Origin of the sequence: Pseudomonas sp. Rh2 (assembly GCF_040762985.1) — a bacterium.
Taxonomy (GTDB): Bacteria; Pseudomonadota; Gammaproteobacteria; order Pseudomonadales; family Pseudomonadaceae; genus Aquipseudomonas; species Aquipseudomonas taiwanensis.
This window is the reverse complement of record NZ_CP142890.1, coordinates 3,074,172-3,087,764: the sequence shown is the minus strand read 5'-3', so window position 1 is coordinate 3,087,764 and position 13,593 is coordinate 3,074,172. Positions and strand designations below refer to the sequence as shown.

At 62.6% G+C, this 13,593-nt stretch carries 9 protein-coding genes; 7 read left to right on the top strand and 2 right to left on the bottom strand.

Annotation, left to right across the window (positions count from 1 at the left end):
• Positions 1-5 precede the first annotated feature (5 nt).
• From VXM67_RS13840 to VXM67_RS13815, 6 genes are all read left to right on the top strand, one after another.
• Complete coding sequence (locus VXM67_RS13840; protein WP_367237086.1) at positions 6-1,022, top strand: DUF3445 domain-containing protein; 1,017 nt, start codon at positions 6-8, stop codon at positions 1,020-1,022.
• A 38-nt stretch (positions 1,023-1,060) separates the two neighbouring features.
• A complete protein-coding gene (locus VXM67_RS13835; protein WP_023380548.1) occupies positions 1,061-2,191 on the top strand; it encodes an aminomethyltransferase family protein in 1,131 nt (376 codons plus the stop codon).
• Positions 2,192-2,209: 18 nt separating this feature from the next.
• Positions 2,210-3,064, top strand: a complete 855-nt coding sequence (gene purU / locus VXM67_RS13830) for a formyltetrahydrofolate deformylase (protein WP_367237085.1) — start codon at positions 2,210-2,212, stop codon at positions 3,062-3,064.
• Entirely contained in the window at positions 3,061-3,963 is a 903-nt protein-coding gene (folD, locus tag VXM67_RS13825; protein WP_027906966.1) for a bifunctional methylenetetrahydrofolate dehydrogenase/methenyltetrahydrofolate cyclohydrolase FolD, read from the top strand. The genes purU and folD overlap by 4 nt, the downstream gene beginning before the upstream one ends.
• Positions 3,960-5,330, top strand: a complete 1,371-nt coding sequence (locus VXM67_RS13820) for an NAD(P)-binding domain-containing protein (RefSeq protein ID WP_023380545.1) — start codon at positions 3,960-3,962, stop codon at positions 5,328-5,330. Before folD ends, VXM67_RS13820 begins: the two co-directional genes overlap by 4 nt.
• Positions 5,331-5,400: 70 nt before the next feature.
• Positions 5,401-7,746: a DUF1989 domain-containing protein gene (locus VXM67_RS13815; protein WP_367237084.1), complete on the top strand. Its 2,346-nt coding sequence runs from the start codon at positions 5,401-5,403 to the stop codon at positions 7,744-7,746.
• 41 nt (positions 7,747-7,787) lie between these two features.
• On the opposite strand, the gene VXM67_RS13810 is transcribed toward VXM67_RS13815, so the two are convergent.
• Entirely contained in the window at positions 7,788-8,126 is a 339-nt protein-coding gene (locus VXM67_RS13810) for a P-II family nitrogen regulator (protein ID WP_027906968.1), read from the bottom strand.
• An 11-nt stretch (positions 8,127-8,137) separates the two neighbouring features.
• Positions 8,138-9,457, bottom strand: a complete 1,320-nt coding sequence (locus VXM67_RS13805) for an ammonium transporter (protein ID WP_023380541.1) — start codon at positions 9,455-9,457, stop codon at positions 8,138-8,140.
• A 667-nt stretch (positions 9,458-10,124) separates the two neighbouring features.
• Between VXM67_RS13805 and VXM67_RS13800 the strand changes: the two genes are divergently transcribed.
• On the top strand, positions 10,125-13,520 hold the full coding sequence (locus VXM67_RS13800) for a multicopper oxidase domain-containing protein (RefSeq protein ID WP_367237083.1): 3,396 nt from the start codon (positions 10,125-10,127) through the stop codon (positions 13,518-13,520).
• The last annotated feature ends 73 nt before the right edge of the window (positions 13,521-13,593 follow it).

The following is a 13,593-nucleotide window of genomic DNA, read 5'->3' as shown; positions in this document are numbered from 1 at the left end:
CTCCCATGACCCTTACCTTCAAGCCTCTGGAAACCTACCGGGACGACTTCAGCTTCCGCAACAGCCCGGCGGCCATCGCCCGTTTTCCCTTCCCGTTTGCGCAAGACCAGTACATGTACTCGGTAAACCTGGAGCCGGCCGTGTCCCGCGACCCGGGCTCGGTGTTCGAACACTGTTTCGACATCGATGAGCACTACCTATCGGAGATCGCCGAGCGCGCCCGGGTACTGGAGCAGGATCCGCAGCGCTGCCTGGTCATGCCGCACATGGCCCAGGCAGCCTGGGACACCCTGGAAATGCTCATGGAGCATCTGGCCCGGGACTATCCCGAGGTGTTCCGTCTGAACCGTGACGGCGCCGCCTGGCACTGGCAGAACTTCGCGCTGAACATCGACCAGCATTTCACCTACGGCGATGCCAGCACGCTGCCATGCGAGCCGCTGGAGTATGTCACCCGCCAGATGCAAGGCGACTTCGCCGTGCTCGATCAGCGTGACAGCGACCTTTACATGGATGCCGGCATGGTCACCTGCCCGGCGGACTGGTCATTGCGCTTCGACGCCGGCATGAGCTTCAAGCAATGGCACTCGCCGGTGCCCATGGCGCACCAGATGGGTGTGTTCGATCGTGCGTTGAAGTACCTGCTCAACCTCCAGGTCGGCCACCCGGTGCGCCGCCTGAACTGGACGCTGACCATCAACCCGCGCCTTGACACCTCGCCTGAGACCTTCCACCAGTGGGGAAGCGACCGCGGCAAGGTCACCGTCGAGAACGTCGGACGCTTGGTGCACCTGCGCGTCGAGCTGCAGACCATGAGTCGCCTGCCACGCTCGCACGCCCTGCTGTTCGGCATCCGTACCTACCTGATCAGCTTCGACGAATTGGTCAGCAATCCGGCCTGGGCGCAGCGTCTGCACCGGGTAATGCGCGACCTGCCCGACCCGATCGCCGACTACAAAGGCATCACCCGCTACCGCCAGCCCCTGGTCCAATGGCTGCGCCGCTTCGATGCCACTGCCTGAATCACTTGCCTGAAGAACCACAACGAGAGGAACTGCCCATGGCTAACTCATGGCGCATCAGTGCATTGCGCGAACGTCACCTGGCGCTCGGTTCGAACCTGGAAGACTGGAACGGCATGGGCACCGCCTGGACCTACGCCAGCGACCTGGCCGACCACCACGAAGCGATCCGCACCCAAGCAGGACTGATGGACGTGTCGGGCCTGAAAAAGGTGCATTACGTCGGCCCTCACGCCGAAAGCCTGCTGGACTACGCCACGACCCGCGATGTCAGCAAGCTGTATCCGGGCAAGTCGGTATACGCCTGCATGCTCGACGACGATGGCATGTTCATCGACGATTGCATCATCTACCGCACCGGCCCCAATGCCTTCATGGTGGTGCATGGCGCCGGTAGCGGCCACGAGATGCTGATCCGCTCGGCCCAGGGGCGTCAGGTCGCGGTATTGTTCGACGACGACCTGCATGACCTGTCGCTGCAAGGCCCGCGCGCGGTGGACTTTCTCGCCGAGCATGTGCCAGGCATACGCGAGCTTCCCTACTTCCACCACCTGCAGACCCACCTGTTCGGCCGTCCGGTGATGATCTCGCGTACGGGCTACACCGGCGAACGTGGCTACGAAATCTTCTGCAAGGCCGCTGACGCTCCCATGCTTTGGGACGGCATTCTTGAGCAGGGCAAGGCCCACGGCATCATCCCTTGCGCGTTCACTGCACTGGACTGGCTGCGGGTGGAGAGCTACCTGCTGTTCTTCCCCTATGACAACTCGCAGATGTACCCCTTCGCCGATCAGAAAGCCGGCGACACCCTGTGGGAGCTGGGCCTGGACTTCACCGTTTCTCCCGGTAAGCAAGCGTTTCGCGGTGCAGGCGAGCACCTGCGGCTCAAGGGCAAGGAGCGCTTTCGGATCTTTGGCGTGCTGCTCGAAGGCGCCGTCGCTGCCGAGGCCGGCGACACGCTGTGGCATCAGGGCCGCCAGGTCGGCGTGATCACCTGCGCGATGTATTCGCGCCTGACCGATCGCTCGATGGCCATCGCCCGCGTCGCCCCCCCTATCGCCGAGCAAGGCGTGCCGCTGCAGGTACGCGGCAGCCTGCAGGTGAACGCCATCGCCCACACGCTGCCATTCGACGACCCGGAAAAGAAAAAACGCACCGCCAAAGGCTGACCTGTACGGGGACCCCACATGAGCCACTACCTACTGAAGATCAGCTGCCCCGCCACTTCCGGCATCGTCGCAGCGGTCACCACCTACCTCGCCGGTCGCGCGTGCTACCTGAGCGAACTGGCCCAGTTCGACGACGAAGTCACTGGACGTTTCTTCATGCGCGCGGTGTTTCGTTTCAACGACGGTGTGAAGGCCGACATCGAGGCGCTGCGCCAAGGCTTCGAAGATGTTGCCGTGCCTTTTGCCATGGACTGGGAGCTGTTCGAGGGCGACCGCCCCATGCGGGTGCTGCTGATGGTCAGCAAGTATGACCACTGCCTGGCCGATCTGCTTTATCGGCATCAGAAAGGCGAGATGGACATGCAGGTGACCGCCATCGTATCCAATCACCTCGACCTGCGACCAATGGCCGAGCGCGAAGGCATTCGCTTCATCTACCTGCCGGTGACGCGCGACACCAAGGCCCAGCAAGAGGCCGTGCTGCTCAAGCTGGTCGAGGAGACGGGTACCGAACTGGTGGTACTCGCCCGCTACATGCAGATTCTTTCCGACGACCTGTGCAAGCAGCTGTCGGGCCGGGCGATCAACATTCATCATTCGTTCCTGCCGGGCTTCAAGGGAGCCAAACCTTATCACCAGGCCTACGAACGGGGTGTGAAGCTGATTGGCGCCACCGCCCACTACGTCACCAGCGACCTGGACGAAGGGCCGATCATCGAGCAGGAAGTACAGCGTGTCGATCATGCCTACCTGCCAGAGGACCTGGTGGCGATCGGAAGGGACACCGAGACCGTCGCCTTGTCCAAGGCGCTGAAGTACCACCTTGAACACCGCGTGCTGCTCAACGGTGACAAGACGGTGATTTTCCGATGAGCGCCGTGACACTGATCGACGGCAAAGCAGCGGCCGCGCGGGTAATCGCCGAAGTCACAGATGAGGTCAAGGTGTTCAAGGCCAACGGCATCGCCCCCGCGCTGGCCGTGGTGATGGTCGGTGAAGATCCGGCCAGCCAGGTCTATGTGCGCAATAAAGTGCGGCGCGCCGAGGAATGTGGCATCCGCTCGCTGGAGTTCGAGTTGCCCTCGCAGTGCCAGGCTGGCCGCTTGCTGGCCTTGATCGACACGCTGAATGCCGATGCCAGTGTACACGGCATCCTGGTCCAGCTGCCTTTGCCCGCGCACATCGACGAACACCTCGTACTGCAGGCCATCGCCCCCGTCAAAGACGTCGACGGTTTCCACGCCGCGAATGTCGGAGGCCTCACCCAGGGGCGCGAAGTGCTGACGCCCTGCACGCCTGCCGGTTGCCTGCGCCTGCTGCAAGACACCTGCGGCGATTTGAGCGGAAAGCACGCCGTGGTGATCGGCCGTTCCAACATCGTCGGCAAACCCATGGCCGCCCTGCTGCTCAAGGCGCACTGCACGGTAACCGTGGTGCACTCCCGAAGCACCCACCTGCCTGAGCTGTGCCGCCTGGCGGACATCGTCGTTGCCGCTGTCGGTCGCCCTCGCCTGGTGAAGGGCGACTGGCTCAAGGATGGCGCGGTAGTGATCGACGTCGGCATAAACCGACTCGACGAAGGCGGGCGCGCTCGCCTGGTCGGTGATGTCGACTTCGACTCCGCCTGCACCCGCGCCGCCGCCATCACGCCAGTCCCCGGCGGCGTCGGTCCCATGACCATCGCTTTGCTGATGAAGAACACCCTGGCCGCGGCACGTCTGCAGCATTCAAGCGTCGACCGGTCCCAACCTGCAATGGAGATTCCAGCATGACACAACGCGTCGCCATCATCGGCGCCGGCCCTTGCGGCCTCGCCCAGTTGCGTGCCTTCCAGTCGGCCCAGGATAAAGGGGCCGCTATCGCTGAACTGGTCTGTTTCGAGAAGCAGTCGGACTGGGGCGGCATGTGGAACTACACCTGGCGCACCGGGCTGGACCAGCACGGCGAGCCGGTGCACGGGAGCATGTACCGCTACCTGTGGTCCAACGGGCCGAAGGAGTGCCTGGAGTTCGCCGACTACAGTTTCGATGAACACTTTGGCCGCCCCATGGGCTCCTACCCACCCCGCGAAGTACTGTGGGACTACATCAAGGGCCGGGTCGAGAAAGCGGGTGTCCGTGGCTACATCCGCTTCGACACCACCGTGCGCAATGTGACCTGGGACCCTTCCACCGGCACCTTCGAAGTCACCGCCCACAGCTACCAGGACGACCGGACCTACAGCGAGACCTTCGACTACGTGGTGGTCGCCAGTGGTCACTTCTCCACCCCCAACGTGCCCTACTTCGAAGGTTTCGAACGCTTCGCCGGACGGGTACTGCATGCCCACGATTTTCGCGACGCGCTGGAGTTCAAGGGCAAGGACGTTCTTATCGTCGGTGGCAGCTATTCGGCTGAAGACATCGGCTCGCAGTGTTTCAAGTACGGTGCGCGCACCATCACCAGTTGCTACCGCAGTGCGCCGATGGGCTACAAGTGGCCGGACAACTGGGAGGAGAAACCGCTGCTCACCCACGTCGACGGCCACATGGCGTTCTTTCGCGACGGCAGCAGCAAGCCTGTCGATGCGATCATCCTGTGCACCGGCTACAAGCATCACTTCCCCTTCCTTGCCGAAGACCTGCGTCTCAAGACCGCCAACCGCCTGTGGCCGCTGAACCTGTACAAGGGTGTGTTCTGGGAGCAGAACCCTCGGCTGATCTACCTGGGCATGCAGGACCAGTGGTACAGCTTCAACATGTTCGACGCCCAGGCCTGGTATGTGCGCGATGTCATTCTCGAACGCATCGCGCTGCCTGCACAAGCGGTCATGCACGCCGAAAACCTCGCCTGGCGCGCGCAAGAGGAGCGCCTGGAAACCGCACAGCAAATGTTCGAATTCCAGGGCGAGTACATACGCCAGCTGATCGAAGCCACCGACTACCCGAGCTTTGATATCGCCGAGGTCAACCGTACTTTCCTGGCGTGGAAGCACGACAAGTACGAAGACATCATGGGTTACCGCGACAAGTGCCATCGCTCGCTCATCACCGGAACCCTCGCCACCCCGCACCACACACCCTGGCTGCAGGCACTGGACGATTCGCTGGCGGCCTACCTGACCGACACCACGTTCGACCCGTTGAAAACGGCAAGCTGACCTCCCCGGATCTGCCCGGGCGCTCACCCACCGGGCAGGCCCTATCCATTGCCCTGAGTGGAGTCTCGCCATGAACCCTCCTTTGATTTCCAGGCCACGAGAACCGGCCCTGTTTGCCCGTGCGCCCAGCCTCGAACGCCACACCGTCGCCCCCGGTGGACTGACGGTAGTGGCGTTGGAGCCGGGTGACCGGCTCGACGTGATCGACCTCGAGGGCGACCAGCGCGCCGAGTTGCTGGCCTTCGCCGGCGACGGTCGCGCGGCGCTGTCGGCCCTAGGCTTGAGCGCCTGCCTGGATGCCAGATTCATCTCCCAGTTGCTCCACGATGGCAGCCGCGGCGCCGCCCATGTCAGCATGGGTCTGGCGCGGCGTGGCATCGACTACCGCCACCTGCCCTGCGCGGCATCGCTGTGGGAACGCGAAACACCTGCCGGCTTTGGTCGCAGCCTTCGCACCAGCGAAGCGCTGCTGGTGATCGTCGCCGCGCCGGGTGCACCGGCAGCGGTCGACAGCCAGTTACGCGCGAGCGAACTGCGCCTGCTGATTCACCGCGCCAACCCCCGCGCGCTTCTCACGCCCCCGCTACCGCCGCCTTTGGGCGAGGTGGTGGACGAGTTCACCATCGCCCCCGGCAATGCGATGGCGTATCGCGTGGCCCGAGGCCAATACATCCAGGTCCTGGATGTGGCCGGGCGCCAGTGCTCTGACTTCGTAGCCTTCGACCGGAGGGGGCTGGACGAAGGGCGCGAAATAGACCTCGACCCCACCGTTACCCGCACCTTGAACGGCAGTGCCTATCCCGGCCCAGGCCTGTTCAGCCGTTTCTACGACCGCAACCTGCAACCGATGCTGGAGGTGGTCCGCGACACCGTTGGCCGCCACGACACCTTCGCCCTCGCCTGCACGTCACGCTACTACGAAGCCCACGGCTATTTCGGCCATGCCAACTGCAGTGACAATATCAGCCGCGCCCTGGCCGGGTTTGGCGTGCAACAGCGTGGTGGCTGGCCTGCAATCAACTTTTTCTTCAACACCGGGGTCGATGCTCACCAGCAACTGACCCTCGACGAACCCTGGTCGCGGCCCGGCGACTATGTACTGTTGCGCGCCATGACCGACCTGGTGTGCGCCAGCTCATCCTGCCCCGACGACATCGACCCGGCCAACGGCTGGCAGCCCACCGATATCCATCTACGCGTGTATAGCGACAAGGAGCGTTTCAGTATCGCCATGGCCAACCGCAAGGCGCCCGACGCCGACCCCGTATTGACCCGCGAAAGCGGATTCCATCCCTGCACTGCGACACTGACCCGCCAGTTCAGCGACTACCGAGGTGTCTGGACACCCACGCATTACGATGGCTACGGTGCCATCGAGGAATACCATGGCTGCCGCGACCGGGTGGCGGTGATGGACCTTTCGGCGCTGCGCAAATTCGAGGTGCTCGGTCCGGACGCCGAATCCCTGCTGGACCATTGCCTGACCCGCGACGTGCGCAAGCTGGCGGTCGGTCAAGTGGTGTACTCAGCGATGTGCTACGCGCACGGCGGTATGCTCGACGACGGCACCCTGCTGCGCCTGGGCCAGGATGCGTTCCGCTGGATTGGCGGCGAGGACCAGGCCGGCACCTGGTTGCGCGAGCAAGCGCAGAAGCTCGGCATGAAGGTGTGGATCAAGAGCGCTTCGGAGCAGATCCATAACGTCGCGGTGCAAGGACCGCTGTCGCGCGAGCTGCTCAAGGACATGATCTGGACGCCCGGAACTCAACCGAAGCTGGAGGAGCTCGGCTGGTTCCGCTTTCTGACCGGACGGCTCGACGACTACAACGGCCCGCCGCTGATGGTGTCGCGTACCGGCTATACCGGCGAGCTGGGTTACGAGGTCTGGTGCCATCCGAGCGACGCACCGCGCGTCTGGCAGCGCCTGTGGCAACTGGGTGAACCGCTGGGATTGGTACCGTTGGGCCTGCATGCCCTGGACATGCTACGCATCGAAGCCGGGCTTATCTTCGCCGGCTACGAGTTCAGCGACCAGACTGATCCCTTCGAGGCGGGCATCGGCTTTTGCGTACCGTTGAAGACCAAGCAGGCTGACTTCATCGGTCGGGACGCCTTGCTGCGCCGCGCAGCCAACCCACAACAGCGTCTGGTGGGCTTGGAGCTGGACGGCAACGAGGTGGCAGCCCATGGCGATTGCGTTTATGACGGCCGTGCACGGGTGGGCATCATCACCAGTGCCACACGCTCGCCGGTGCTGAGCAAGAACATCGCTTTGTGTCGACTGGACGTTGCCTATGGCGAGCCGGGTACCGAGCTGGAAGTCGGCAAGTTGGACGGCCAGCAGAAGCGTATTCGCGCGATCGTGGCTTCCAGCACCGTCGCGTATGACCCACAGAAGACGCGCGTGCGCGCCTGATTCGAGAGGTTTGGGGCTGCTGCGCAGCCCCGCATCAACGCTCAGACCGCATCGTCCCCCATCTCTGCGGTCCTTATCCGGATAACCCCCTCCAGATCCTGGATGAAGACCTTGCCGTCCCCGATCTTGCCGGTGCGCGCCGCCTTCAGAATCGCTTCGACGGCCAGCTGGCAAACGCCATCCCTCACCACGATTTCAAGCTTGACCTTGGGCAACAACTCCACCAGGTACTCGGCACCTCGGTATACCTCGGTATGCCCTTTCTGCCGCCCATAACCCTTCACTTCGGTGACCGTGACGCCACTCACCCCTACCTCGGTGAGGGCCTCGCGCACAGCGTCCAGGCGGAAGGGCTTGATGATCGCGGTAATCAGTTTCATCGGCGCAGCCCTCAGTTGGAATATTTGTAGCCCACTTCACCGTGGGCAGAGAGGTCAAGCCCGTCCACTTCGGACTCTTCATCCACCCGCAATCCACCGCACAGCGCACCGGCAACCTTGTACGCGATCAAGCTGGTAATGCCCGAGAACGCCACGCTGAACAGGATCGCACCGGCATTGACCAACACTTGGTCGAGCAACCCACGGCCGTCGGCGAAGCCCTGTCCACCGATGGCCGTCAGTGCGAACACCGGGGTCAGCAGCCCACCCAGGATGCCAGCGACGCCGTGCACGCCGAACACGTCGAAGGCATCGTCCAGGCCAATCATCGGCTTGAGTTTCTCCACCGACCAGACACACACGGGACCTGCGATCAGCCCAAGCAGAATGGCGCCCATGGGGCCGACATAACCGCAAGCCGGGGTAATCGCCACCAGCCCGGCGATGGCGCCGGACAGCGCACCGAACATGCTCGGCCGGCCACGGTGCTGCCACTCGACCAACATCCAGCCCAGCGCCCCGGCGCAACTGGCGAGCATGGTGTTGACCATCACCAACATGGCAAAGCCATTGGCGGCCAGGGCGCAACCGCCGCAGAAGCCCAACCAGCCCACCCACAGCAGCGAGCCACCGGTGAGGGTCATGGTCATGTTGTGCGGTGCCAGCGAGGGCGTTCCAAAACCACGGCGGCGCCCCAGCAACCAGGCCCCTACCAACGCGGCGATGCCGACGTTCAGGTGCACCACGTTACCCCCGGCGAAGTCCTGTACGCCGAGGTTGAACACCCAACCACCGCCCCAGGCCATATGCGCCATGGGAATGTAGTTGATGGTCAGCCACACCACCATGAACACCATCACCGCGGCGAACTTCATGCGTTCGGCCAGGCCGCCGACGATGATCGCCGGGGTAATGGCGGCAAACAGCAGCATGAACAGGAAGTACAGGTATTCCGGAATGGTGCCAACCACCGAATCCTTGGTGATGCCCACCATGAACAGCTTGTCCAGGCCGCCGAGCACCGACTGCAAGGCACCGCCGTCGGTAAAGGTCAGGCTGTAACCGTAGAGCGCGAACAGCACGGACATCAGTGCCGCGGTGCAGAACACCTGCATCAGGATCGACAGCACGTTCTTGGTACGCGCCATGCCACCGTAGAACAGCGCCAGACCTGGCAGGGTCATCAGCAGCACCACCAGCGAACACACCGCGACGAAGGCAGTGTCACCGCTGTCGATGGCTGGCGGGGCCTCGCTGGCAAGGGCGGTGGCACTTGCGAACAAAAGGGAAAACCCCAACGTACCGCGGCACACATGGGAAAACCGGATCATGCCTTCTGCCTCCAACCGACGGGAAAATATCCAACCCGCTGTCGGGTAACCGGGCTGGATTCGAACCGCAGGAAAGCTCGGTAAGAACGGCGACCAAACTTCCTGTGGTTCAATTTAGTTTCCCAGCAGGCAAAGCAATTGACCTGCCAATCCTGCGTATCGTCTACGAAATTGCGCTAACTGCTTGAATTGGAATCTATTTGCTTGGCGGGGTTTGTAACCGTGGGATACGTGAGCTTGTCAAAGCGCCTGTTGTTGGTGCGCATTCAATTGCTCCGGCCCCGAGAGTGACCGTCATTGATTTCACCCCATGAAGTCGTCTGATCGCCACTCGAGGGTATTCATCGGTAGTTATCGTGCTCTGCTCCGGCGAATGATGGCCCGACCAGTCGCCGGACTTACTCGGATTACCCTGGGCTGAAGCGAGTCATTCGGTACGCCTTGCATCCGTCCAACCACCGAAAATGGGCTGTCAGATTCCCCGGTTGTGGGGATCTATACCCATTTTTGACGCTCCATTATTTCGCCAGCATCAGGCGCCACAAGGTTTTGTTTAACAAAGCATTACTTGAGCAAAGGTTGGCACAGGCGTTGCTCCTGCCCTCTCGACAAGGCAATACGCCATCGATGGCCCCAGGCCATTTAGCCGCGAGCGAGGCTTTACACCATGAAAAAACAAGCCGTGGTCAGTCCCTGCAACCCTGCGTTCAGGCTGTCATCAGTCACTGCGCTGATGCTTGGCCTCGGACTAGCCTCGGCCCTGGCCGCTTCGATGGATGATGTGAGCCCGCCGCCCCCCACGGACGCCTCGGCCTATACCGACCAGCCAACAGACCCTACCCAGGCCTTGCTCAACCTGGACACCATGCCGGAAGCCAACGAAGGTGCTCTTGAACTCAAGGACGGCATGTACGGCGACCGCAACACGGTACGTATCGACAACGTGTTGCAGCCTGCCCAGCAGACCTCGCGCAACTACCCGACCAATGGCAAGCCAAGTCCGCTGTTCGGCGCCCAACCCTTCACCCAGCAGTTACTGCTGTTCGAGGAATTCGGCCCGGAAAAACTCGACCCTACCTTGCCGCCGCCGACGCTCACTTTTCCGGTCCCCACGCTCGGCCAGGCGCCGGCACAGGACCCCAACATCGTCGCCCGCAGCAGCCCGAACGGCAACGCCCTGGAAGCCTTCCTCAAGCAGCCAGGCCTGTACCCGTTCCCCACCCAGTATTCGAACACCCTCGACCGCAACCCCTGGAAAGCGCAGATCGAGATGTTTCTCAATCGCCAACCGATCGGCTCGCCGGCTGAAGGCCGCCCACCAGGAAAAGGCTGGTCGCACCAGCGCTGGAACGAGTTCTATCCCCAGGCTGGCTTCAAGACTGCTCAGGCCGGTGCCCGTATCAACCAGGGGCTGCGCGACCGCAAGCAGATGCACAATTATGCCGTCGGCGAGTTCGGCCCCGGCGGGCTGTATTACCAGACCTCGGACATCCCTACCACGCTCGGTACCACCAAGGGGATCGACACCCGCTTTCATCCCAATTTTCCATTGCAGAACCACAAGTCATTGTGGACCTTCGACGGTACCTTCCCACCGAAACTGCTGATGGTCCGGTATGGGCAGCCCATCATCATGCGCCACTACAATGCGCTGCCGATCGACCCGTCGGCCAATGGCGGATTCGGCCTGCACACCATCTCGACCCATGAGCACAATGGTCACTCCCCGGCCGAAAGCGACGGCTTTGCCAATGCCTACTTCTTCCCCGGCCAGTACTACGACTATCGCTGGCCGATACAGTTGGCGGGCTACGACACCATCAACACCCGCGCCCAGGACCCACGTGCGGCTTTCCCCTGCTCGCCCGGCGAAACCTTGTTCGTCAACGACGCATCGCCTGGCCTGAAGACCTGCGAAAACGGCAGCATCAAGATTCGCGGTGACTGGCGTGAAACCATGAGCACCCACTGGTTCCACGACCACATGATGGATTTCACGGCACAGAACGTCTACAAAGGCAACGCCGTGATGATGAACTACTACAGCGCCCTGGACCGGGGCAACGAGGCTTTGCAGGACGGCGTCAACCTGCGCTTCCCCAGCGGCTCGGCCATGCCTTGGGGCAACCGTGACTACGACATCAACCTGGTAGTGGCCGACAAGGCCTGGGACGACAACGGCCAGTTGTGGTTCAACCCGTTCAACACCGACGGTTTCCTGGGTGACCAGATCCTCGTCAACTGGCAGTACCAGCCCAAGCTCAAGGTCCGCGCTCGCAGTTATCGCTTCCGTATCCTCAACGGCTCGGTATCTCGCTACTTCAAGTTTGCCGTGGTGCGTGAAATCGCCGGCACCAGTGGCGAGTTCAAAGGGCCGACCGGCTCGAACATCTCCTACGCGCGGGTGCCGTTCCACATGATCGCCAACGACGGCAACATCATGGAACACGCCGTACCCTTCGACGGCACCATGGACCTCAATGGCGACGGCGACCGCCAGGACAACAACGGCATCCTGCCACTGCAAGGCATCGCCGAACGCTACGACATCATCATCAACTTCGCCAGGAACGGCATCAAGGCCGGTGACAAGCTGTACTTCGTCAATCTGATGGAGCACGAAACCGGCAAGGGCCCCAAGCAGGCCATTTCGCTGGCCGATGTGCTGTCCGAGAAGTACAAGGCCGTGATCAAGCAGACCAGCAACGGGCCTGAGTGGGACAGGGGCGACCCTGTGGTCGGCAAGTTCCTGCAACTGCTGGTGCAGCCGTATACCGGCCAAGACGTGAGCATGGACCCTACCGCCTATGAGCCGGCCAAGCCAGGCAAGGCCGAAGGCCTGAAGATGATCCCGCTGCCGCTGGACCGCAACGCCATCGCCGACCAGGACAAAATCAAGACCGCCCGGCACCGTGAGTTCATCTTCGGCCGATCCGACGGCACCGATACCAAACCATGGACCATCAAGACCGATGGTGGCTTCGGTTTCAGCATGGACCCACGGCGCATCACTGCCGCCGCTCAATTGGCCAGCGAGGCGACCCAGGGCGGCTTCAGCGGCGACGGAACCCTCGAGGTGTGGAAGATCAAGAATGGCGGCAACGGCTGGAGCCACCCGGTACACGTTCACTTCGAAGAAGGCGTCATTCTCAGTCGCGACGGCAAAGCGCCACCAGAATGGGAAAAATGGGCACGTAAGGACGTTTACCGTATCGGCCCGGACGCCGACTCTTCGGAAGAGGTGGAAATGGCCATTCGTTTCCGTGAGTTCGCCGGCACCTACATGGAACACTGCCATAACACTCAGCATGAGGACTCCTCGATGCTGCTGCGGTGGGACATCGAGCATCCGGGCCAGTTCCAGGTGATGCCAACCCCGCTACCCGGTTGGGACGGTGTGCAGTATGTCGCGTCGGTTGGCCTGCCAACCTTCCGCAACGCAAGCAGCAGCAACGGCGATGACACCAGCAACAAGCCCCCCATGGCAGTGAACGACAGCGCTGCAACCGCGGCTGGTAAGCCTATCGTGCTCAACGTCCTGGCCAATGACACCGACCCTGAGGGCAATCTGCCGCTGACGGTGGTCGGCCTGAGCCAGCCCGACTCAGGCAAAGGCTCGGTCAGCACCGATGGCACGCAGGTGACCTACACCCCACCAACCACGGTTACCACGTCATTTACCGCCAGCTTCACCTATGCCGCGCGTGACGCCAAGGGGGCGGAATCGGTGGTGCCTGCGACCGTGAACATTGCCGTGAGCCCTCCAGCGGTCGCTGACGAGATCCAGGTCAGCAGCGCAACCGTGCAAGTACGCAGCAACAATCGCTATACCTGGGAGCTGTCCGGCACCACCTCGGTGGCGGCCAACAACAGCATCACGGTGTCGGTCGCCACTACCGCCGGACCGCTGAACCTGGGTGCAGCGACACTGAGCACTTCGGGGACGGGGGCGCGCTGGCGGGTGTCGGTCACAACCACTGGCAATGGGCCCGCCACACCCGCGACGGCGACCGTGCGGTCGGCACTGGGGCAGAGTGTGACGGTGCCGGTGAGTATCCGTTGAATCGTTAATCGCATGGGGGCGCTTCGCGCCCCGTTCGCGGTACGAGGCTGCTCGCACAGGTGCGCGCGGTGTC